This is a genomic window from Comamonas testosteroni (assembly GCF_030505195.1).
In the GTDB taxonomy this organism is placed as follows: domain Bacteria; phylum Pseudomonadota; class Gammaproteobacteria; order Burkholderiales; family Burkholderiaceae_C; genus Comamonas; species Comamonas testosteroni_G.
Window position 1 is genome coordinate 961,320 of record NZ_CP129672.1, and the last position, 23,116, is coordinate 984,435.

20 protein-coding genes and 1 other RNA gene are annotated in these 23,116 nt (G+C 59.7%); 9 read left to right on the forward strand and 12 right to left on the reverse strand.

All coding sequences use genetic code 11. The annotated features are described in order from the left end of the window. Window positions 1-4: 4 nt before the first annotated feature. The 12 genes from QYQ99_RS04375 to ompA all read right to left on the reverse strand — a co-directional run bounded on the left by QYQ99_RS04375 (window position 5) and on the right by ompA (window position 10,734). Window positions 5-229: a helix-turn-helix transcriptional regulator gene (locus QYQ99_RS04375; protein ID WP_149355957.1), complete on the reverse strand. Its 225-nt coding sequence runs from the start codon at window positions 227-229 to the stop codon at window positions 5-7. Window positions 230-430: 201 nt separating this feature from the next. After that, window positions 431-1,264 carry a hypothetical protein gene (locus tag QYQ99_RS04380; protein WP_302091588.1) on the reverse strand — a complete coding sequence of 278 codons (834 nt, stop codon included), beginning with the start codon at window positions 1,262-1,264 and terminating at the stop codon, window positions 431-433. A gap of 139 nt (window positions 1,265-1,403) precedes the next feature. Then, window positions 1,404-1,847 (reverse strand): hypothetical protein, encoded by a 444-nt coding sequence (locus QYQ99_RS04385; RefSeq protein ID WP_302091589.1) that lies wholly within the window; start codon window positions 1,845-1,847, stop codon window positions 1,404-1,406. Window positions 1,848-1,850: 3 nt separating this feature from the next. After that, window positions 1,851-2,099, reverse strand: coding sequence for a hypothetical protein (locus QYQ99_RS04390; protein ID WP_302091590.1), 249 nt, complete (start codon window positions 2,097-2,099; stop codon window positions 1,851-1,853). 447 nt (window positions 2,100-2,546) lie between these two features. Next, entirely contained in the window at window positions 2,547-3,551 is a 1,005-nt protein-coding gene (locus QYQ99_RS04395) for a serine/threonine-protein kinase (protein WP_302091591.1), read from the reverse strand. A 71-nt stretch (window positions 3,552-3,622) separates the two neighbouring features. Then, window positions 3,623-4,684, reverse strand: a complete 1,062-nt coding sequence (locus QYQ99_RS04400; protein ID WP_302091592.1) for a serine/threonine-protein kinase — start codon at window positions 4,682-4,684, stop codon at window positions 3,623-3,625. A 2-nt stretch (window positions 4,685-4,686) separates the two neighbouring features. After that, a complete protein-coding gene (locus tag QYQ99_RS04405) occupies window positions 4,687-5,856 on the reverse strand; it encodes a PP2C family protein-serine/threonine phosphatase (RefSeq protein ID WP_302091593.1) in 1,170 nt (389 codons plus the stop codon). 847 nt (window positions 5,857-6,703) lie between these two features. Continuing rightward, on the reverse strand, window positions 6,704-7,948 hold the full coding sequence (locus tag QYQ99_RS04410) for a tyrosine-type recombinase/integrase (protein ID WP_302091594.1): 1,245 nt from the start codon (window positions 7,946-7,948) through the stop codon (window positions 6,704-6,706). Window positions 7,949-8,231: 283 nt separating this feature from the next. Beyond that, window positions 8,232-8,608: a transfer-messenger RNA gene (ssrA, locus tag QYQ99_RS04415) on the reverse strand. A 19-nt stretch (window positions 8,609-8,627) separates the two neighbouring features. Beyond that, complete coding sequence (locus tag QYQ99_RS04420; protein ID WP_302093111.1) at window positions 8,628-9,287, reverse strand: HAD-IA family hydrolase; 660 nt, start codon at window positions 9,285-9,287, stop codon at window positions 8,628-8,630. Window positions 9,288-9,292: 5 nt separating this feature from the next. Further along, window positions 9,293-10,006: a bifunctional 2-polyprenyl-6-hydroxyphenol methylase/3-demethylubiquinol 3-O-methyltransferase UbiG gene (gene ubiG, locus QYQ99_RS04425; RefSeq protein WP_302091595.1), complete on the reverse strand. Its 714-nt coding sequence runs from the start codon at window positions 10,004-10,006 to the stop codon at window positions 9,293-9,295. 83 nt (window positions 10,007-10,089) lie between these two features. Further along, complete coding sequence (gene ompA, locus QYQ99_RS04430; RefSeq protein ID WP_003077020.1) at window positions 10,090-10,734, reverse strand: outer membrane protein OmpA; 645 nt, start codon at window positions 10,732-10,734, stop codon at window positions 10,090-10,092. A gap of 229 nt (window positions 10,735-10,963) precedes the next feature. Between ompA and gyrA the strand changes: the two genes are divergently transcribed. The 9 genes from gyrA (at window position 10,964) to lapB (ending at window position 23,104) form a co-directional block, all read left to right on the forward strand. Then, window positions 10,964-13,663, forward strand: coding sequence for a DNA gyrase subunit A (gene gyrA, locus QYQ99_RS04435; protein ID WP_302091596.1), 2,700 nt, complete (start codon window positions 10,964-10,966; stop codon window positions 13,661-13,663). A 129-nt stretch (window positions 13,664-13,792) separates the two neighbouring features. Beyond that, window positions 13,793-14,902, forward strand: a complete 1,110-nt coding sequence (gene serC / locus QYQ99_RS04440; RefSeq protein WP_302091597.1) for a 3-phosphoserine/phosphohydroxythreonine transaminase — start codon at window positions 13,793-13,795, stop codon at window positions 14,900-14,902. Window positions 14,903-15,024: 122 nt separating this feature from the next. Continuing rightward, entirely contained in the window at window positions 15,025-16,125 is a 1,101-nt protein-coding gene (pheA, locus tag QYQ99_RS04445; protein WP_302091598.1) for a prephenate dehydratase, read from the forward strand. After that, window positions 16,125-17,021, forward strand: a complete 897-nt coding sequence (locus tag QYQ99_RS04450) for a prephenate dehydrogenase (RefSeq protein WP_302091599.1) — start codon at window positions 16,125-16,127, stop codon at window positions 17,019-17,021. The genes pheA and QYQ99_RS04450 overlap by 1 nt, the downstream gene beginning before the upstream one ends. 107 nt (window positions 17,022-17,128) lie before the next feature. Continuing rightward, window positions 17,129-19,201: a bifunctional 3-phosphoshikimate 1-carboxyvinyltransferase/cytidylate kinase gene (locus tag QYQ99_RS04455; protein WP_302091600.1), complete on the forward strand. Its 2,073-nt coding sequence runs from the start codon at window positions 17,129-17,131 to the stop codon at window positions 19,199-19,201. Between the two features lie 197 nt (window positions 19,202-19,398). Beyond that, a complete protein-coding gene (rpsA, locus tag QYQ99_RS04460) occupies window positions 19,399-21,081 on the forward strand; it encodes a 30S ribosomal protein S1 (protein ID WP_034371361.1) in 1,683 nt (560 codons plus the stop codon). Window positions 21,082-21,190: 109 nt separating this feature from the next. Continuing rightward, window positions 21,191-21,511 carry an integration host factor subunit beta gene (locus QYQ99_RS04465; RefSeq protein WP_003077008.1) on the forward strand — a complete coding sequence of 107 codons (321 nt, stop codon included), beginning with the start codon at window positions 21,191-21,193 and terminating at the stop codon, window positions 21,509-21,511. A 110-nt stretch (window positions 21,512-21,621) separates the two neighbouring features. Beyond that, window positions 21,622-21,957, forward strand: coding sequence for a LapA family protein (locus tag QYQ99_RS04470; protein ID WP_302091601.1), 336 nt, complete (start codon window positions 21,622-21,624; stop codon window positions 21,955-21,957). Continuing rightward, complete coding sequence (gene lapB, locus QYQ99_RS04475) at window positions 21,947-23,104, forward strand: lipopolysaccharide assembly protein LapB (RefSeq protein ID WP_302091602.1); 1,158 nt, start codon at window positions 21,947-21,949, stop codon at window positions 23,102-23,104. Before QYQ99_RS04470 ends, lapB begins: the two co-directional genes overlap by 11 nt. Window positions 23,105-23,116 lie beyond the last annotated feature (12 nt).

Here is a 23,116-nt window from a genome sequence, read left to right on the forward strand (position 1 = left end):
TACCTCACGCGACCTGCTGGCCTTGAATACGCGCCTGCACCCAGGTCAGCACCGCTGTCTCGGGCCACGCCACCATGCGCGATGTGATGCGCACGCAGGCCGGGAACTTGCCCTCCTTCATCAGCTTGTAGATGGTGCTTTTCTTGCAGCCGGTCGCAGCCTCCACATCGGACAGGCGCAGCAGACGATCGCGGGGCACTACGGGGCGGGCGGAATGAACAACGTGCATGAGTGAACTCCTTCAACAGACGCCAACGCATCCGACGTGGTGCGCTTGTGGCTTGAGAGAAAGTCTTTCCCTCGCACCGTCCTGCCGTCGCCCTGCGTATGTCCGCCCGCTGCCGCGCAGGGCGAAGGATGTGCGCCAACCGCTGCAACACGGCAGGGCCACCGCAGGACAAGCGCAGGACATCCGAAAGACAGCACCGCCCTATCCATGGCGCTTGCTCCCCCACACGCTCGATACGTCCTGCACATTGCGCACGGCCTTTTGTTCTGCCTCGCCCGTGGGCGTGTAGCCATGTCTTGCCAGCAGCTCTGCCAGCGTCTGCCGGCGCACGCCCACCAGCTTCTCCAGCCGCGTGATGGCCCCGCGTGCCTTGCCCTCTGCAATCTCCTGCCGCAGCCACCCTGCCAGCAACGCCACATGGTCTGCATGCCAGGGCTCGCGCTCCTGCTCGGGCTGCGCCGCAAACTGCTGACGGTACTGCAGCAAAGCGGCCATGTCTTTGACGTCCTTGGCCGCCCGCACTGCAGCCGTCTGCGCAGTCACAGCACCGGCCAACTGATTGCCCACCGCAAAGCCCTCGGCCTTAAACCACGCAGCGATATGTCCGCTGGGCGGCATGTCCTGCGCATCAAGCCATGCAGCAAAGTCCGCCGCTGCAACCAGATAAAAGGTGTGCTCTTCGTAAGTCACCTTCGGCGGGGGCGCATACATCGACTGGCCCTCATAGCCGCGCCCGTCGTCCACCAGGGGGATGGGCCTGAACAGCTCGCGGTCGTCATACTCGGTCACGGCAATGCGCTGCGCGTCTGCCATGCTGGGCAACGTGCCCGCCTCGCAGGCGTCATACAGCGCATCCAGCAAATCATTCTTGGCCTTCAAACTTGCCGCATCCGGCCCCTTGCCGGGCCGCTGCATGGCGGCCAGTTGCTCCAGGTCCATGCGTTGCGGCCAGCCCTGCTCGCGCTCTTGCGGCGTGAAGCAGTTGCCGATGCGCCAATCGGCCATGGCATCGCGCCACTTCAAATTCACTGCCATTGCATCCTCCGTCAGATACGACCCCGGCTGTCTGCGCGCCAGCAAGGCAGCCGGGGCTCTGCCGTTGAACCGGACCAGGCCCGGCTTGCTGAAACGCCTGAATAGCTGTATTTATATACAGTTATTCAAAGTCGGCAAATCAATGCGCCGCAGCGCCTTCGCGCAGCATGGTTGTGGCATCGCCGGCCACGTACAGCAGGCCGCTAAGCACGCTCATCTGGTTGGCCTGGACAAACAGCAGATCCGGCAAATCCTTGCTGTTCTGAAAACAGCCGGAGCGCGACTCGTCGCCATCGGCTGCCACCATGCAGGCCAAGCTTTCAAGCACGGCCGCCAGCTCGCCGCTGTACATACTGGAGAACTCGGGCACGCCCTCGGCCAGCCACCACAGCTCTTGCGGCGTCAGGCTGCGGCGGGCGTGCTGCCACAGCATGCGCAGCACGGCGCCGGGCGAAAACACAGGCAGGCGACAAGCGGGAGATTGAGACGGCTGCGGCACGGGCACGCCGACAGAGCCGATGGAGGCAGGCGCGCGCATCTGCGCGGCAGCGCCGGGCTGCCGTTCACATTGGGGGCTGGTCATGGCTCAGCCCTCCTGTGCGATCAACACGCGCAAGGCCGCCAGGGCCTGCACCGTCTTGCGGGCAGCGCCGGGCACATTGGCCGCAGGCTGACGCAGGTAGTGCAGCGCCATGGCCAGTGCGTTATGCGCATCGGCGTGGAGCTGGATGGGATTGAGCGAGAGAGAAGGCACAGCCGCAGTTGCGGCAGGCAAAGACAGGCATGCAGCACCAGAAGGCTGGGTGCTGGCCAGAGGGTGAGAAACGGTGTTCATGGTTCCGTGCTCCTGTGTGAGACTTGAAGCCACCTTCCCTGTGTTTTGAAGCACAAAGAAGGTGGACGGGATGTTCAAAACACGCACACAGACGTGCGGGCAGCCTTACGGTGAGCCCCATCCCGTCCGTAACCGTGTGGATGTGCGGGCGCTATGCCCACTTTTCCAGTGTTCAGACGTGACAAGGCCTCGCTATCGGGGAGGCTCAGCCGCTGTGTGATCGGATGTTTTGAAGCACCGGCCCCGGGACAGGGGGCTGAGGTAGATTATGAACTAAATGACTGCCCCGCGCCAACTGTCACCAACAGCTAGGCTGAGCAAGCTTGGGTAATCAATCTTTTCAAATGACTCTGCAATCCAAACGATCAGAGCTACTCACCGCAGTAGTCTTGAGAGTTTCGAATTAAGTTATTGAGTTGAAGCAGAAAGCACAGTTTAATAAATGCACTAGATGGTGACCGCTTTCAACACCGGATAGGCTCTGGGAGCGCCGCCCCCAGCATATGCAGAAAATATCACTCGATCACCGACAGCTAGCCCTGGTTGAGGGCCAAAAACGCTATCTCTGTGGAAGAAAACATCTCCATTATTCGTCCCGATGAATCCCCAAGCCCCGTGCTCGATGCGCCTCACAATGCCTTCGGATCGATCCGCGACTGTGTAACAGAGCATCCCACAACGCGCAACTAGATCATCAGCCGTTGGACGAGCAGCGGGATCTTTCTGTAAACAGGCATACGTCATCTCCAGCAACTCATTTGCCAAAGGAGAAAACTGAGGATTATCAGAAACGAAGGATGGCGGTTTAGGCTTACTCGCCTCCATGATCTTCTGTACAGCACGCAAGCCCGAGCCGAAGGGCAAATCTCCTGTAAGAAGCTGAAAAATCATTGCCCCCAGAGACCACACGTCTGCGGCCTGCGTGACAGCCTTCGGAGTATCAATAGCTTCCGGAGCCATATATGGAAGAGCACCAACAGCGGTCTGCGACGTTGACAGCGTTTGTCCACCGCCCTCTGCCGCTTCCGCAAGCTCTTCCTCAGCCATTTTCGCGATACCGAAGTCCGTGATTTTCAACTCATCTATTGAGTAGTCACCAACCATCATTACATTTGTTGGCTTCAAATCACGATGAATAACTCCTGCGTGATGAGCTGCGGCAAGCCCTTTTGCCATGTGATGAAAAACCTTGGCCACAAGGTAAGGGTCCAGAAACGTCGTTTTCCGCAGCAAGGCCTTACTCAAGTCAGTTCCGACGATCAGCTCTTCAATCAAGTAGCGTTTCTCGCCTTCCCGAACATAGTCCAGCGTCTTCGCAACATTCGGATGGTTTACCTTGGCCGCAACAACAGCACTACGTCGAAATCGCTTAGTAGCAGAATTGTTCTTGGGAGTTTTCAGAGCCACCACGCGATTTGCGACGTTGTCCTTCGCTGCATAAACGAACTGCATCCCTCCTTCGTCTATATATCGCTCAATCTCATATCGACCACCGACTACATCCCCAATATTTAGTGTTCCAGTCACAGCACGATCTCCGGATGTGAAATGTCAAAGGTGATAAATCGTCGCTCAATGGCTTTACGCTGAGGTCCACCAAGTGCTATGACACATGCACCTGGCAAGCTCGTTCCGGCACTCACAGGCCGATTGTTGATCTGTACTTCGCCAGACACACTGGCCACCACAAAAGCAAGGCCGTTGTATTGAATTTCAATCGAGCCAATTGTGCTGAAAGCAAGCCTCACAGATCTATTGGTTGCGCTGAGTGCGGATGCTTGGCCTTGGTACACGACCAAGGCACGATGTTTGTCAAAAAGTATGTGTCGAGCCAATGCATCACGCACCTCTCGCATCTCGGGGCGTAGCGCGACATCCTGAGCAATGCATCGATTTAAAAGCATCGAAATCTCAGGTGCCAGCCCCAGGGGGAGGAGATGAAAATAGCCCGCAGGGTTGATCGTCGGAGGTTGCTCTAGCAACTCATCAGGAAGTGTTCCTGTGGCTAAAAACAACGCAGTTGCACCGAATGCGTAAGTATCAACGGCATTGGTGAAGGCAAAGGGTCGCTCGTACAACTCAGGAGCAGCAAAGCCCTTTGTGCCCACGAAGCCTCTCGTCATGGCACTTAGACCATCGTCACGCGCCAATCCGAAATCAAAAATTTTGATTACCTTCTCCGGATCGGTCTTCATATTGTTCGGTTTGATATCTCTATGAATAACTCCAAGCTGGTGAATATCCGTTATCCCAGAGGAAATCTGCCACAACTGGAGGTAGTAGTCGTATAGCGATGAGGGCTGAACATAAGATTCAAATAGATCTTTACCGTCAATAAACTCCTGGACTATTCCAATTCCCACCTCCGGAGTTTGAATTACGTCGTAAATTTGGACAACATGTTTTGATCGTAGTTTCAGCAATGCTGCAATTTCATCATCTATACGACGCCTATGGTCGGTGCTATTTATGAATTTGATTGCGACTGGGCGCTCAAGGATTGCATCTGTGCAAACGATTACGCTGCCCATCCCTCCCGACATGTAAGAGCCAGAGGGAACATAGCGAGAAGGCATACCACTCATTGTCAAGACTTCTTGTTGGGAAATTCGATGAAGAGCTGAAGCTCTTCTGCCTCTTCGCTCTTCCTAATACTTTCAGATTCAGAGCTCAAGTTGCGTTTTTTGCGAGGACCTCTTGAACGCTTTTGTGGTGCTTTGGCTGTAAGAGCACCTTTTTCATCAGAGGGGACCTCTTTGTGCTTACTTCCAGACACAAGTTTATCCGCAGTACTCTCCTTGGGTGCCACAGGCAAATTAGCTAGAGGTTTTACTTCCTTGGAAGAAGATTGAAGCTGTGAAGGCGAGGAGACTGACTGGTAAGCTCTTCGATCAAACATAACCTGAAGCTCACCAAATGGATCCCAGACCTCATAAACATCATTGAGGTATGTCTCTATATTGACCATTAGGGCATTGAAGCTAAGCGCAACTACTGATGCGTTATCAGGCCCACCCAGCATCTTTGCCAACTCTGTCAAGCGACTAGCACAGTATCCCAAGTTAGGGGCGTAATGAACCACTTTCGCTAGGAGATCTGCATCTATGAAATGCACTCCGTCCGAAGTCAAAAGTACTGTTTCGGCATCGCTGCCAATTGTTCCTATATGCGGCTCAAGAGCATCACCAATGCCAATGAACTGAAGTAAGTCACGGCGACGGCCCTCGCCTGCTTTACCTAGCTGACCATCAAGAGTGTCATCGAGGGAAAGTTGATTTAGCAATCCCTTCCCGGCTTGGTAGGCTCGGCTGTCACCGACACTAAGCCAGCGCGGCGAAAAACCATTCATGAGTACCGCGGCGACCAAGGTTGACCCACCTTGTCCTGCATACTTTTTATGAACTGCTTTATTTGCTCGATGCGCCCCTCGAACAAGCCATTCATCCGATGCATCCATTGAAAGCTGCGCGTCTGTTAGAACCGAGTCAATAAAGGTTCCGAGAGTCAATGCTGCGCACTCAGAGCCGGACTTCATACCGCCCATGCCATCGGCGAGCACAGCGAGGATGAAAGGCTGCCCTAAACGGTCGCGCCCACGAACTAACGCCACTCGATCCTGATTCTCCTCGCGCACAGATCCGATATCGGAGGCCAATGCACCGTCGAACTGTGCAACACGCCGTACCCCGCGTAACGCGGTACGTCTCATAAACCATGCAGAGAGCATCGCTGCTGGTGTGGTGGTGCTGAAATTCATCCGTCGATTTCTTTGCTTCAATCTACTACTTACACAATAGTAATGGTTCGCAGCCCCTAGCTCTATCTAAAGCGCTCCTGATCGTACATAGCGGCACAAACTTGGAACCCGACCTCTCACAAAGCGAGCACTATGACTGACGCTTTACGGCAGCAAGGGTCGAGGGGTCGAGGGGTCGAGGGGTCGAGGGGTCGAGGGGTCGAGCAGCCTGATGCCGCAAAGCTTAATGATGCTGTCGTGCGCCCAACACCCCATCGAACAAAAAAAACTTCAAGACAGTAGTTAAGCACAAAGGCGCCTTAACTGAAATCTATATGAAGCCCAGTCTCCTAGGGCTCCACTTTGGTCAACCTCGCCTGTGAATGGGGGCTCTCAGGAAAACCTCTTGCGCCGCATTCCTGCACCTTCCGCTCACGTCCACCATTAGCACGCAGCGCAACGCCATACGCCCGAGCGACAGGCGCGCAGCAGGCAAGCACCAGGCCAGATAGTCCAAAGCTCTGCATTGGTGCTTTGCCGCAGTTTTTAAGCCAAAGCGATCACAAGCAAAGAGCAGGTAGAAGATCAAAAGAACACTCAATATTTCATATAAAGAAAAATTCTTTGTTTGTTCCCAACTTGTTCCCAAAGTGTTCCCACTTTGTTCCCAAAAATTTTAGTAGCACCTACCGCTCTACCCATCAGCGTTTGAAGGCAATTGGGCTTCAAAAAAGCGTCGTGTTCCCACGTTCCCAAGAAAAATCATCTCCCAACTCGATAGGCTTGCACTTTCGCGCCCTCTTTCGGCCATGCGCCGGGCGCAAAAAAGCCGCCTCGGCGGGCGGCTGATGAGAGCGTTTGATGCGGCCTAGCTGCTGCGTTGGTGCAGCTCGATCACATCGGCACCGCGGCGCAGCTTGTCCAGGTAGTCGGCCCACTGCTGAACCAGATCGAAGCGCTTGGCCAGGTACTTGGTACGGTTGTAGCTGCGACCGTTGGCATCTTTCACGGCATGGGCCAGGTTGGCCTCGATGGCCAGCGGGTCCAGATCGAGCTGATCCACCAGCATGGTGCGGGCGCTGGCCCTGAAGCCATGCCAGCTTTGCTCCGTGCCGAAGCCCAGCCCATAGAGGGCGCTGCGCACGGAGTTGTCGGACAGGGGTCGGTCGTGGTTGCGCTGGCCGGGGAACACATAGCGGCCGCGGCCTGTGAGGGAGTGCAGCTCTCGCAGCAGATCCACCGCCTGCACGGGCATGGGCACCACATGCGGCTCGCCGTTTTCTTTCTCCTGCCTGGTGCGCTTCATCTTTTCGCTGGGAATGGTCCACAGGCCGGCATCCAGATCCAGCTCGGCCCATTCCATCATGCGCAGGTTGCCAGGGCGCTGGTACAGCAAGGGCGCCAGCAGCAAGGCGGTGCGCACCAGCGGCCCGCCTTTGTAGGCATGCATGGCCCGCAGCAGCTCGCCAAAGCGCTGTGGCTCGACGATGGCGGCAAAGTTCTTTGCATGGTACGGGGTGAGGCGGCTTTTCAGGCCTTCGGTAATGTCGCGCTGGCTGTTGCTGGCAGTGGGCAGCCAGTAGCGCCATATCTGGCGGGCCAGCATGAGTGCCCGGTCGGCCGTCTCCAGTGCGCCGCGCTCTTCCACCTTCTGCAAGACGGATAGCAGCTCCATGGGCTCGATGCCGGCCATGGGCCGTTGGCCCAGCCAGGGAAACAGGTCGCGCTCCAGCTGCCTCAAGGTGCGCTCGGCATGGCCGGCACTCCAGCCAGCTACCTGCTTGCCGTGCCAGTCCAGCGCCACGGCCTGGAAGCTGTCCCCGCGATCAAGCCCGCCTTTGAGCTTTTCCAGCTTGCGGGCCTCGATAGGGTCGCTGCCCTGCGCACGTTGCATCTTGGCAACATCACGCGCTTTGCGGGCTGCCGTCAGCCCCACGACGGGGTAACTGCCCAAAGCAAGCTGCTTTTCTTTTCCGTCGGTGCGGTACTTGTAGAACCAGCGCTTGGAGCCGCTGGGGCTGACTTGCAGGTACAGCCCGCCAGCATCGGTGAAGCGCGCCTGCTTGCGATCAGGTGGACAGATGGCGTTGCGGCAATGGGCATCGGTCAGCATGGAGTACAGCCTTCCTGGGTGGGGGTACAAATTCCCGCTCTCAGCCCCAGGGTGGGGGTACAACGCATGGGCCGCCAGGCCGCATGGTTGCTGGGTTTGGGCTGAAAGTGGGGGTACAACTTAGCCAAAGTATAGGCTTTTGGCGAGTTGTACCCCCACTTGTACCCCCACTTGACCTCGGATGCCCGCGAACCTTGGCGGACGATTACGGAAGGCAAGTCGTTGATTTACCAAAGAAAAAGGGCGCTCACTGGACTTCAGTGAACGCCCTTGGACGTTATGGTGGTGGAGCTGGCGGGAATTGAACCCGCGTCCGTAAGCCTTCGCCGGACAGATCTACATGTTTAGTGCTCTGTTTTAAATCTCGCCACCCAAACCCCGCAGGCACACGCTGCTTGGGTAGCCAGCTTCCTAAAATCTCGCCAAATACCAAGAAGCCCGGTATCCAGCCAGCTAATGTAAATTCCCTTGCAGCCGGGAGGTATTGCTACCCCCTTGCCCAGCCCACTAGCGTGCTGTTGCAAGGCTCACCGGATTAAGCGGCGAGTGCGAAACGTTCGTCGTTTGCAGTTAGTTTTTTGAATGGAGATTTACGAGCATCACTCAAGCTCGACATGCACCGCACCGGTCCCGAACCCACGTCGAAACCAGAACAGCCCCTCAGTTGCCTATTCTAGCCTCATCCCAGCAACTTCAACAACTCAAGTGGTGAATTGATATGTGCATCAGCACCCCAATGAACCGTATCTGCTGCCGCACCCAGGTAGCCATAGCGTGCAGCTACCGTTTTCATACCCGCTGCTGCACCCGCCTGAATATCGCGCTCGTCATCTCCGACATAAATGCAATGTTCAGGAGCAATCTGCATGCGTCGTGCGGCTTCAAACAGAGGTGCGGGATGAGGCTTGGCATGCGGCGTCGTATCCCCGCTCACCACGGCTGCAGCCTGAGCAAACAAGGGCATTTGCCGTGTCAACGGGTCAGTGAAGCGCATGGACTTGTTGGTCACCACACCCCATAGAAGCGGGCCGGCTTCCAATGCCCGGATCAACTCAGGCACGCCATCAAAAGCATAGGTACGCTCGGTCATGCATTGCTCGTAGTTGCGAAAGAACTCCTCCCGCATTTCTTCGAAGCCGGCAGACTCAGGCGTCATACCGAACGCAATACCCAGCATTCCACGCGCTCCGGCCCCGGCCATATGGCGGTAGGCATGGAGCGGCAGCGACGGCATGCCGCGATCCACACGCATTTTGTCCGCTGCAGCACCCAGATCAGGAGCGCTGTCAATCAAAGTGCCATCCAGATCAAAAAGAACGGCTCTAACGTGCTTCCACATGGCCTTCACTCCTGCGGGCGGCGTGTTGCCAGCATGTAATTGACCGAGGTGTCATTGCTGAGCCAATAGCGGCCCGAGATCGGGTTGTGCTCCATGCCTTTGCTGCCTTGCACATCCAGACCGGCTTCGCGCGCAAAGCGAGCCAACTCGCTTGGGCGCAGCAACTTGGCGTACTCATGAGTCCCTTTGGGAATCATCTTGAGCATGTATTCGGCAGCCACGATCGCCAGCGCAAAAGCCTTGGCATTGCGATTGATGGTGGAAAAAAACACCCAGCCACCAGGCTTGACCAGTTGGGCACATGCCCGCACGATGGATGACGGATCGGGCACATGCTCCAGCATTTCCATACAGGTCACCACATCAAAACTGGCAGGCTGCTCCTGCGCCAGCTGCTCGACGCTGACCTCATGGTATTGAATATTGGGCGTTCCCGCCTCCAGAGCATGCAACTGCGCGACGCGCAAAGCCTTGGTTGCCAGATCGATACCCACCACTTTGGCCCCTTTGCGCGCCATGGAGTCCGCCAAAATGCCTCCGCCACAGCCCACATCCAGCACACGCTGGTTCGCCAATGGCGCCTGGGCGTTGATCCAGTCCAGTCTCAGAGGGTTGATCTGATGCAGTGGCTTGAATTCACTCTCGGGATCCCACCAGCGATGGGCCAGGCTGGAGAATTTTTCCAGTTCTGCCGGGTCGGCATTGATAGTGTTGCTCATGATGCAATTGTCCGCGATTACCGCAATGGATCAGGCATAAAAAAAGCCCCGTTACCGGGGCTTTTTGTGTAGCAATCGAAAGATTACTGAGCAGCCTTGGTGCCCACAACTTCGATTTCCACGCGACGGTTTTGAGCGCGACCAGCAGCAGTCTTGTTGTCTGCCACGGGTTGCTTCTTGCCCTTGCCTTCGGTGTACACGCGGCTCTTTTCGATGCCCTTGGACACCAGATAAGCCTTCACAGCTTCAGCGCGACGCACCGACAGCTTCTGGTTGTACGCATCGGAGCCGATGGAGTCAGTGTGACCCACGGCGATGATGACTTCCAGGTTGATGTCCTTGATCTTGCCGGTCAGGTCATCCAGCTTAGCCTTGCCTGCGGGCTTCAGCACGGACTTGTCGAAGTCGAAGAAAGCGTCAGCAGAGTAGGTAACCTTAGATGCCACTGCAGGCTGGGGAGCCACAGGAGCGGGAGGCACAACGGCGGGAGCGGGAGCAGCAACCTGGGCCTTCAGAGCACCGTCGCAATCAACAGCGGCAGTAGCAGGAGTCCAGTTGGCATCGCGCCAGCACAGTTCGTTCGTGCCGTTCTTCCACACCAGTTCGCTGGTGCCGTTTTGCCAGTTGTCGATAGTCTTGCCACCGTCAGCAGCCTTCACTTGTGCGCCAGCGGCTGTCACGAGGGCAGCAGAGGCAAACAACATCGCCACTTTGTTCAGTTTCTTCATGGTTCTCCTCTTGGGGAAAAAGCCGCAGCAGGGCTGCGAATCTGTGGACGTCATCAGTGACCATCACCAAAAACGTTGAAATGATTGTGCCATACGTAACATGCAAGAGTGTTGTCAACTAGGCACCAACAAGTAGGACAGCTATGTAATTCCTCAGTTATGTTGCTCTGCTGCCACACGGCATTCGACCTAAAATGGCTGTTTTCCAGCCGTCAAAGTATCACTAGACATGACCCAGTTTGCTAAAGAAACTCTGCCCATCAGCCTTGAAGAGGAGATGCGTCGCAGTTATCTCGATTACGCCATGAGCGTGATCGTGGGCCGGGCGCTTCCTGATGCGCGTGATGGCCTCAAGCCCGTGCACCGCCGCGTTCTGTACGCCATGCACGAACTCAATAACGACTGGAACCGTCCTTACAAGAAGTCGGCGCGTATCGTCGGTGACGTGATCGGTAAATACCACCCTCACGGCGACAGCGCGGTCTACGACACCATCGTGCGTATGGCTCAGGACTTCTCGCTGCGCCACATGCTGGTCGATGGTCAGGGCAACTTCGGCTCGGTGGACGGCGACAGCGCCGCCGCCATGCGTTACACGGAAATCCGCCTCTCCAAGATCGCCCATGAAATGCTGGGCGACATCGACAAGGAGACCGTGGACTTCGGCCCCAACTACGACGGCTCCGAGAGCGAACCACTGGTGCTGCCAAGCCGCCTGCCCAACCTGCTGGTCAACGGCTCCTCGGGTATTGCCGTGGGTATGGCCACGAATATCCCGCCGCACAACCTCAATGAGGTAGTGGACGGCTGCCTGCATTTGCTGCACAACCCCGAAGCTTCCCTCGACGAGCTGATGGAGATCATTCCCGCGCCCGATTTCCCCACGGCCGGCATCATCTACGGCATTAACGGCGTCAAGGAAGGCTATCGCACCGGCCGTGGCCGCGTGGTGATGCGTGCCAAGTGCCACTTCGAGGACATCGACAAGGGCCAGCGCCAGTCCATCATCGTTGACGAGCTGCCCTACCAGGTCAACAAGAAGACGCTGCAGGAGCGCATGGCCGAGCTGGTGCACGAAAAGAAGATCGAGGGCATCAGCCATATCCAGGACGAGTCGGACAAGTCCGGCATGCGCCTGGTGATCGAATTGAAGCGCGGCGAAGTGCCCGAGGTGGTGCTCAACAACCTCTACAAGCTGACCCAGCTGCAAGACACCTTCGGCATGAACATGGTGGCGCTGGTCAACGGCCAGCCCAAGCTGTGCAACCTGAAGGATCTGATCCAGGTCTTCCTGGAGCACCGCCGCGAAGTGGTGACCCGCCGCACCGTGTTTGAGCTGCGCAAGGCGCGCGACCGCGGCCATGTGCTGGAAGGTCTGGCCGTCGCACTGGCCAATATCGACGACTTCATCGCCATCATCCGCAACGCTCCCACACCTCCCGTGGCCAAGGCCGCGCTGATGGAGAAATCCTGGGACAGCAAGCTGGTGCGCGAGATGCTCACCCGCACGCGCACCGACGGCGGTGTGGTCAATGCCGACGACTATCGCCCCGAGGGCCTGGAAGTCGAATTCGGCATGCAGCAAAACGGCCAGTACCGCCTGTCCGAAACCCAGGCCCAGGAAATTTTGCAGATGCGTCTGCAACGCCTGACGGGCCTTGAGCAAGACAAGATCGTGGCCGAGTACAAGGACGTCATGTCGGTCATCGAAGACCTGCTGGACATCCTGGCCAAGCCCGAGCGCGTCTCCATCATCATTGGCGAAGAACTCAACGCCGTGAAGGCCGAGTTCGGTCAGTCCAAGAAGGGCGAGCGTCGCTCCACCGTGGAGTACAGCGCGCAAGACCTGTCCACCGAAGATCTGATCACGCCCACCGACATGGTGGTGACGCTCTCGCACACCGGCTACATCAAGAGCCAGCCCCTGTCCGAGTACCGCTCGCAAAAGCGCGGCGGCCGCGGCAAGCAGGCCACGGCTACCAAAGAAGACGACTGGATCGACCAGCTCTTCATTGCCAACACGCACGACTACCTGCTGTGCTTCTCCAACCGTGGCCGCATGTACTGGCTCAAGGTCTGGGAAGTGCCCTCGGGCTCGCGCGGCTCGCGTGGTCGTCCCATCGTCAACATGTTCCCGCTGCAGGACGGCGAGAAGATCAACGTGGTGCTGCCGCTCACGGGCGAAAACCGCAGCTTCCCCGAAGATCACTTCGTCTTCATGGCCACCAGCATGGGCACCGTCAAGAAGACGGCGCTGACCGAGTTCAGCAACCCGCGCAAGGCCGGCATCATTGCCGTGGGCCTGGACGAAGGCGACTACCTGATCGGCGCCGCGCTGACCGACGGCAAGCATGATGTGATGCTGTTCAGCGACGGCGGCAAGGCCGTGCGCTTTGACGAGAACGATGTACGCCCCATGGGCCGCAATGCGCGCGGCGTGCGCGGCATGAACATCGAGGAGCATCAGAACGTGATCGCCATGCTGGTTGCCGAGGCCGATGACGGCACGGGCAATGTGGTGGCGGGTTCGCAAAGCGTGCTGACCGCCACCGAAAACGGCTACGGCAAGCGCACCGCCATCAGCGAATACACGCGCCACGGCCGCGGCACCAAGGGCATGATTGCGATCCAGCAGTCCGAGCGCAACGGCAAGGTTGTGGCAGCCACCCTGGTGGCACCCGAGGATGAGATCATGCTGATTACCGACACCGGCGTGCTGGTGCGTACCAGGGTGGCGGAAATCCGCGAGCTGGGCCGCGCCACGCAGGGCGTGACGCTGATCAACCTGGACGAAGGTGCCAAGCTCATCGGCCTGCAGCGCATCGTCGAAAATGATGCCAACGACAGTGCCGGCGAGGACGGTGAAGCCGATGATTCCGGCAGCGCCGGCGCCGAAGAAGGCACAGCCGAGTCCGGCGACGCCTCCTGATCGACCAGCCCCTGGCTGACCCGGTCCGGACCGGATGCCACGGGCATGGCCCCATGCCCGTGGCCCAATTTTTGATCGCTGAAAGCGCAGGCTAGACAAGCGCTTTCACATGTTTTGAGCGTAAATCTGATGAACCGCCCTTTTAACTTCTCCGCAGGCCCCGCCGCCATCCCTGAAGAAGTGCTGCAGACCGCAGCCGCCGAAATGCTGGACTGGCACGGATCCGGCATGGGGGTGATGGAAATGAGCCACCGCGGCAAGGAATTCATCAGCATCTACGAAGCCGCCGAAGCCGATCTGCGCGAGCTGCTGGCCGTGCCCGCCCACTTCAAGATCCTGTTCATGCAGGGCGGCGGCATTGCCGAAAACGCCATCGTGCCCATGAACCTGTCGCGCGCCGGTGTGGTGGACTTTGTGGTGACCGGCAGCTGGAGCCAGAAGTCGGCCAAGGAAGCCGCAAAATACGCCAGCGATGCCAATGTGGCCGCCAGCGCCAAGGACAGCGACTACACCACGATTCCCGCTGCCAGCAGCTGGAATCTGAGCCGCGGCGCCAGCTATGTGCACATCTGCAGCAACGAGACCATTCACGGCGTGGAGTTCCATGAGCTGCCCGACCTCCAGGCCCTGGGCTCGGATGCACCGCTGGTCATCGACTTTTCCTCGCACGTAGCCTCGCGCTCCATCGACTGGAGCCGCGTGGGTCTGGCCTTTGGCGGCGCGCAAAAGAACATCGGCCCCGCAGGCCTGACCATCGTCATCGTGCGCGAAGACCTGCTGGGCCATGCCCTGCCCGTCTGCCCCTCGGCGTTTGATTACAAAACCGTGGCCGACAACGGCAGCATGTACAACACGCCTCCCACCTGGGGCATCTACATGGCCGGCCTTACCTTCCAGTGGCTCAAGCGTCAGACCGAGGGCAATCTGAGCGGCGTGGCCGCCATGGAAGCGCGCAACATCGCCAAGGCCAAGCTGTTCTATGACTATGTGGACCAGTCCTCGTTCTATGTGAACAAGGTGGCCGCGAACTGCCGCTCGCGCATGAACATTCCGTTCTTCCTTCATGATGAGTCGCGCAACGACGCCTTCCTGGCCGGCGCCAAGCAAGCCGGCCTGCTGCAGCTCAAGGGCCACAAGTCCGTGGGCGGCATGCGTGCCAGCATCTACAACGCCATGCCCATCGAAGGCGTGCAGGCGCTGGTCGACTACATGCGGGACTTCGAGCAACGTCAGGCCTGAGCCCCACCCTTAGCCTTGTAAAAAGATGAGCTGCCAGCGCTTTATCTGCAAGTACTTCACCAAGGTTTTGGTCTGAAATCCTTGTGCAACTTGCGCCAGCAGCTATGAAATTTGAGAGATTCATGAGCCAAGAACCCCAAGCCAGCCCCGAGCTGTTGTCGCTGCGCAACCAGATCGATTCCCTGGACCGCCAGTTGCTGGAGCTGGTCAACCAGCGCGCCCATGTGGCCGAGCAGGTGGGCGAGCTCAAGAAGAAGGAAGGCTCGGCCTACTTCCGCCCGGACCGGGTGGCCCAGGTGATCGAGAAGATCAAGTCCAACAACCCCGGCCCGCTCAAGGGCGCGCATGTGGCCGCCATCTGGCGCGAGATCATGTCGGCCTGCCTGGCGCTGGAATCTCCCCAGCGCGTGGCCGTGCTCGGCCCGGCCGGCACCTTCTGCGAAGAAGCCGCGATCCAGTACTTCGGCGGCGCAGCCGACCTGATGTACTGCAACAGCTTCGAGGAAGTCTTTCATGCCACGGCCGCCGGCAGCGCCCAGTACGGCGTGGTGGGCGTGGAGAACTCCAACGAGGGCGTGGTCACACGATCGCTGGACATGTTTCTGCACACGCCCTGCCATGTGGTGGGCGAGGTCAGCATGCTGATCCGCCACAATCTGATGCGCACCAGCAACACGCTGGACGGCATCGAGGTCGTGGCCGCCCACCCCCAGGCTCTGGCCCAGTGCCAGGGCTGGCTGTCCAAGCATCTACCCCATGCCGAACGTCGCCCCGTGGAGAGCAATGCCGAAGGCGCACGCCTGGCGGCCCTGCACCCCAACTGGGCCGGCATTGCAGGTGAGCGCGCCGCCCAGCAGTTCGGCCTGCACATCGTCAGCCACGCGATTCAGGACGATGCCTACAACCGTACCCGTTTCGCCGTCATCTGCCTGCCGCACACGCTGGCCACGGCCGCGCCCAGCGGCAGCGACTGCACCAGCCTGGTGATCTCGGTGCCCAACACGGCCGGCGCCGTGCATGACCTGCTGGTGCCGCTGAAGAAGCATGGCGTCTCGATGACGCGCTTCGAGTCGCGCCCGGCCCGCACCGGCCAATGGGAGTATTACTTCTACATCGACATCGAAGGCCACCCGGCCCAGGCCAATGTGGCCGCCGCCCTGCAGGAGCTGCAGGGCCTGTGCGCGTTCTACAAGGTGCTGGGCACCTACCCGGTGAGCAAGTGATGGCGACTCAGGAATTGCAGCCGTTCGAGCAGCTCGGCTTGATCGGCTGCGGATTGATGGGTGGCTCCTTCGCCCTGGCACTCAAGAAGGCCGGCCTGGTCAAGCGCGTGGTGGGCTACAGCAAATCGCCCTCGACCACCGAGCGCGCCCGCCAGATGGGCGTGATCGATGTGGAAGCTCCCTCCGCCCTGCTGGCGGCGGCCGGTGCCGACCTGGTGCTGCTGGCCGTGCCCGTGGCGGCCACCGAGGCCACGCTCAAGTCCATCAAGCATCTGGTCACGCCCCAGATGATGATCATGGACGTGGGCTCCACCAAGGTCGATGTGGTGCAGGCCGCACGTTCGGCGCTGCGCGACCAGATGGGCAGCTTTGTGCCCGCCCACCCCATCACCGGCAAGGAAGTGGCCGGCGTGGAGCACGCCGACGTCAAGCTCTACCAGGGCGCCCAGGTCGTGCTGACCCCTACGGAGCGCACGCTGACCGCGCATCTGACCAAGGCCCAGGCGCTGTGGCAGGCCCTGGGCTGCAAGGTCACGGCCATGTCGCCCGAGGCCCATGACTGCGCACTCGCCACCGTCAGCCACCTGCCCCATCTGCTGGCATTCGCCATGATGCAAAGCGTGCTGAACCAGCCCGGCGCCGACGATATGCTGTCGCTGGCCGGGCCTGGCTTTCGCGATTTCACCCGCATCGGTGCCGGCGACCCCAAGCTCTGGCGCGACGTGCTGCTGGCCAACCGCGATCAGGTGCTGGCCCAGTCGCGCCAGTTCCGCCAGGCACTGGAGCAGCTCGAAGGGCTGATGCAGGCCAACGACGGTCAGGGCCTGCAGGACCGTCTGACCCTGGCCAGCGCCGCTCGCGCCGAATGGACCTTGGGCGGCAAGCGAGGCTCTTAAACTAGCGGCGTCGATCTATTCACCCAACCGCCACAGACACCGGGCAAAGCCCGCCGCGCAGCCCCGGTGTCCAAGCAGCCAGACTGCGCAGGGGTTACGAGAGTTTTATGTTCACCACCGAATTTCTGGATCTGCCCGCACTGGACTCCGCCAACGGCAGCGTCAGCCTGCCAGGCTCCAAAAGCATCTCCAATCGCGTGCTGCTGCTGGCCGCGCTGAGCCAGGGCACCACCACCATCCACGACCTGCTGGATTCGGATGACACCCGCGTCATGCTGACCGCACTCAAGCAACTGGGCTGCAGCATCAGCCCCGATTCCGTCACGCCCGGCCAGGCCATTGACGTCACCGGCATCGGCGGCCAGTTGCCCGCCAGCACCAAGGCGACCCTGTTCCTGGGCAATGCCGGCACGGCCATGCGCCCGCTGACTGCGGCGCTGTCGGTACTGGGCGGCGACTTCGAGATGACGGGCGTTCCCCGCATGTACGAGCGCCCTATCGGCGACCTGGTCGATGCGCTGCGCCAGTTGGGCTGCAGGATCGACTATCTGAAGGATGAAGGCTTTCCGCCCCTGAAGATCGGCCAGCCCGACTTCAGCCAACTGGGCAGCGAATCCATCAAGGTGCGCGGCGATGTCTCCAGCCAGTTCCTGACCTCGTTGCTGATGGCCCTGCCCCTGCTGGCCAATGTCCCCGGGGCACAGCGCGACATCACCATCGAGGTGGTGGGCGAGCTGATCTCCAAGCCCTATATCCACATCACGCTGGAGCTGCTGGCGCGCTTCGGCATTGCCGTGAAAAACGACAACTGGCAACGTTTCGTGATCCCTGCAGGCTGCCGCTTCCAGTCGCCTGGTGCCATCCATGTGGAGGCCGATGCCTCTTCCGCCAGTTACTTCATCGCGCTGGGGGCAATTGCCACCGGAACGACCGATGACGCCGATGCAGACAACGCGCCGCAGCCCAAGAGCATCCGCATTCTGGGCGTGGGCCAGGACTCGATCCAGGGCGATATCCGCTTCATCGAGGCCGCCCAGGCCATGGGTGCGCAGATCGAAAGCGGCCCCAACTGGCTGCAGGTCAGCCGTGGCAGCTGGCCTCTGAAGGCCATTGACCTCGATTGCAACCATATCCCCGACGCGGCCATGACGCTGGGCACCATGGCGCTGTATGCCGACGGCGTGACCACGCTGCGCAATATCGCCAGCTGGCGCGTCAAGGAAACCGACCGCATTGCCGCCATGGCGATCGAGCTGCGCAAACTGGGTGCTTCCGTGGAAGAAGGCGCGGACTACATCCGCATCACCCCCCCGGCCGGCAAGACCGCCTGGAAAGCAGCCAGCATCCACACCTATGACGACCACCGCGTCGCCATGTGCTTCTCCCTGGCGGCCTTCAACCCGGCCAAGCTGCCCGTGCGCATCGAAGACCCCAAGTGCGTGGCCAAGACCTTCCCCGACTACTTCGAGGCACTGTTCTCCGTCAGCGAAGCCGAGCGCGAGCATATTCCCGTGATCTGCATTGACGGGCCCACGGCCTCCGGCAAGGGCACGATTGCCGCAGAAGTCGCCAGGGCACTGGGCTACCAGTTGCTGGACTCCGGTGCGCTCTATCGCATCACCGGCCTGGCCGCATCGCGTGCCGGCATGACGCTTGATGAATCGAACGAAGAAACCATTGCCGAGATGGCGCTGGACATGCCCGTGCGCTTCGATGCGCAGCAGCGTGTCTGGCTCGGCGAGGAGGACATCAGCCTGGCCATTCGCAGCGAAGAAGCCGGCATGAATGCCTCGCGCGTATCGGCCCTACCCGCCGTGCGCACCGCGCTGGTGGATCTGCAATTGTCCTTCCAGGCCCTGCCCGGGCTGGTTGCCGATGGCCGCGACATGGGTACGGTCATCTTCCCTCGCGCCCCGCTGAAGGTCTATTTGTGGGCCTCTGCCCAGTGCCGCGCCGAGCGCCGATATAAACAGTTGATTTCCAAAGGAATTTCAGCTAATATGTCCACCCTTTTGGCAGACCTTGAGGCGCGCGACGCCCGCGACATGAATCGCGCCACCGCTCCGCTCAAGCCCGCCGAGGATTCTTTGCAGCTCGACAGCTCCGAGATGACCATTGAAGAAGTGGTTGCCCAGGTGCTGTCGTGGTGGCAGGAACGCCAGCCGTTCGGCCGTCCTTGAAATTTCAGCTTGAAGTTTCAAGGGCAGCCCTGCATCTGGCTCGTTGGCCCTTGATGCCAGGTTCTCGCAGACCGCGAGCCGGCAGCAAGGTTGTTAACCTTTAACCCCGTGGGTCTCGAATCCACAACCTCCGCAATCAGTCTTAGAAACGCTTGGCAATGGTGCCGACGGAAACCTGATTGCGGCCAAGGAACTACATGTCTGAATCTTTTGCCGCCCTTTTTGAAGAGTCGTTGACACGCACCGAAATGCGTCCTGGCGAAGTTATCACCGCTGAAGTCGTGCGCGTTGAGCACAACTTCGTGGTGGTGAACGCCGGCCTGAAGTCGGAAGCCTACGTGCCCCTCGACGAGTTCAAGAACGACCAGGGCGAAGTCGAAGTCCAAGTGGGTGACTTCGTGTCCGTGGCCATCGGCTCCATCGAAAACGGCTACGGCGACACCATCCTGTCCCGTGACACCGCCAAGCGTCTGGCTTCCTGGCTGTCGCTGGAAAAGGCTCTGGAATCCGGCGAATTCGTGACCGGCACCACTTCCGGCAAGGTCAAGGGCGGCCTGACCGTTCTGGTCAACGGCATCCGCGCTTTCCTGCCCGGTTCGCTGATCGACACACGTCCCATCAAGGACCTGACCCCCTACGAAAACAAGACCCTGGAATTCAAGGTCATCAAGCTGGATCGCAAGCGCAACAACGTGGTGCTGTCGCGCCGCGCTGTGGTGGAAGCCTCCATGGGCGAAGAGCGCGCCAAGCTGATGGAAACCCTGAAGGAAGGCGCTATCGTTCAGGGCGTGGTCAAGAACATCACCGAATACGGTGCGTTCGTGGACCTGGGCGGCATCGACGGCCTGCTGCACATCACCGACATGGCATGGCGCCGTGTGCGTCACCCCTCCGAAGTGGTGACTGCAGGCCAGGAAATCACTGCCAAGATCCTGAAGTTCGACACCGAAAAGAACCGCGTGTCCCTGGGTCTGAAGCAAATGGGCGACGATCCCTGGATGGGCGTGGCTCGCCGCTACCCCTCCGCCACCCGTCTGTTCGGCAAGGTCACCAACATTGCCGACTACGGTGCATTCGTGGAACTGGAACCCGGCATCGAAGGCCTGGTGCACGTTTCCGAAATGGACTGGACCAACAAGAACATCGCTCCCACCAAGCTCGTGTCCCTGGGCGACGAAGTGGAAGTCATGGTTCTGGAAATCGACGAAGACAAGCGTCGCATCTCCCTGGGCATGAAGCAGTGCAAGGCTAACCCCTGGCAAGAATTCGCCCAGAACACCAAGCGCGGCGACCGCGTGAAGGGCCCCATCAAGTCCATCACCGACTTCGGCGTGTTCGTGGGTCTGGCTGCCGGTATCGACGGCCTGGTGCACCTGTCTGACCTGTCGTGGAACGAAGCCGGCGAAGCCGCTGTTCGTAACTACAAGAAGGGTCAAGAAGTCGAAGCCATCGTGCTGGCCGTGGACGTTGAGCGCGAGCGCATCTCCCTGGGCATCAAGCAGCTGGACAGCGACCCCTTCACGACCTTCGTGACCGTGAACGACAAGGGCCAGATTGTGACCGGCAAGGTCAAGACCGTGGACGCCAAGGGCGCTGAAATCGACCTGGGTGAAGACATCATCGGCTACCTGCGCGCTTCCGAAATCTCGCAAGACCGCGTGGAAGATGCTCGCTCCGTTCTGAAGGAAGGCGACGAAGTGACTGCCGTGGTGGTGAACGTGGATCGCAAGAGCCGCAACATCCAGCTGTCCATCAAGCAAAAGGATCACGCTGAACAGCAAGTCGCCATGGCTTCCCTGTCGGCTCAGTCCTCCAAGGAAAACGCTGGTACCACCAGCCTGGGCGCTCTGCTGCGCGCCAAGCTGGACGCTGACAAGTAAATCTTGCATCAGCCGGTCAGCCAGCTCGCCTGACTGACCGCTAAGCGTCAAAGACAACGGGCGCCCTGTGCGCCCGTTGTTGTTTTCAACCTAGAGCCTCTGCCACCCGATGACCCGATCCGATCTCGTCGAAGAACTTGCCGCCCAATTTGGCCAACTCAACCAACGTGATGCCGAGCAGGCCGTCAAAACCATTCTGGATGCCGTCAGTGATGCCCTGGTGCGCGGTCACCGCATTGAAATTCGCGGCTTTGGCAGCTTTGCCATCAATCACCGCCAGCCCCGCATAGGCCGCAACCCCCGCTCCGGCGAGTCCGTTCAGGTTCCCTCCAAGCGCGTTCCTCATTTCAAGCCCGGCAAGGCCCTGCGCGAAGCCGTGGACAATCTCAAGGCCGAAGACTCCGCTGCCCAGCAGCCGCAGACCGCCTGAAGTCCATGGGCACCGTCAGCCACCTCAGGACTGACCATGCCGTCCGTTTGCCAGTCCGCGCATAGGCTGGCCTAAAATCTTCCCGTCACACAAGGCGCATAAAGGGAAGCATGAAATACCTGCTGTGGCTGCTCAAGGCAGCCATTTTTTTCACTCTGTTCGCATTCGCGCTCAACAACCAGCAAGACGCCACCGTGCATTTCTTCTTTGGCACGGCCTGGACCGCACCTCTGGTACTGGTGGTTCTGGCGGCTTTTGCGCTGGGTCTTTTTGTCGGAGTGCTTGGCATGGTGCCGCGCTGGCTCAAGCATCGCAGCGCAGCGCGCGAGGCTCAGGCCACGCAACAGGCACCGAACACCGCAGACAACGCCACCAGTGCAGCGCCTGCGGTGAAGGAACAGAACTCTTCTTCGATCATTGCGCCGGGCGACGTGCATGGAATTTAATCTGACTTGGATTTTGCTGGGCCTGCCTGCGGCCTTTGTGCTGGGCTGGCTGGCTTCCCGCTGGGATTTGCGCCAGGTGCGTGCCGACAACCGCCAGGCTCCCAAGGCGTACTTCAAAGGCCTGAACTTTCTGCTCAACGAGCAGCAGGACAAGGCCATCGATGCCTTTATCGAGGCCGTACAGAACGACCCCGACACGACCGAGCTGCACTTTGCACTGGGCAATCTGTTTCGCCGACGCGGTGAATACAACCGCGCGGTACGCGTCCACGAACATCTGCTCAGCCGAGCCGACCTCACACGCCCCGACCGGGACCGTGCCCAGCATGCACTGGCACAGGACTTTCTCAAGGCCGGGCTGCTGGATCGCGCAGAAGAGGCGCTGAACCGCCTGGAAGGCACGCAGTACGAGGGCGAGGCGCGCCTGGCACTGCTGGCCATCTACGAGCGCTCGCGCGACTGGGCCCAGGCAGCGGCCATCGTGCGCAAAATGCAGGCCGCCGGCCAAGGGGACTTCAGCACCCGGCTGGCCCACTACCTCTGTGAAGACGCTCAATCTCAGGTGGCCCAAGGCCAGCTCGACAAGGCTTTTGCGCAGCTCAGGCTGGCTCTGGAGACTGCGCCGCAAGCTCCGCGCCCCAGGCTGGAGCTGGCCCAGCTCCAGCATCGACAGGGCCAGTCTGCACAGGCTTTGTCAAGCCTTCAGGCTCTGGCACAGAACAGCCCCGCAGCCCTGCCTCTGGCGGCCAGCCTGCTGGTGGAAGTGGCTGAGGCAACGGGTGCGCTGAGCGAGGCACACAATCTGTTGCTCAAGCACTATGAACAAGCTCCATCACTGGACCTGCTGCAAGCACTGGTCGCTGTCGATCAGAAAAGCGGGGATGCTGAAGCCCCCGGCCGCCAGCGCCTGGTGCAACATCTGGAGCATGAGTCTTCCCTGGTGGCTGCCGCCCAATGGCTGGAAGGCGAGACACTGACCGAAGAGCAGTACCATGCCACCGTGCAGAAGGCACTGAACCATGCCGCCAAGCCCCTGACCCGCTACCGCTGTGCAGCCTGCGGCTTTGAAGCTCGCACCCATTTCTGGCACTGCCCCGGCTGCCAGAGCTGGGACAGCTACCCGGCACGCAGGGTCGAAGAGCTGTAAGACAAAAAGAGC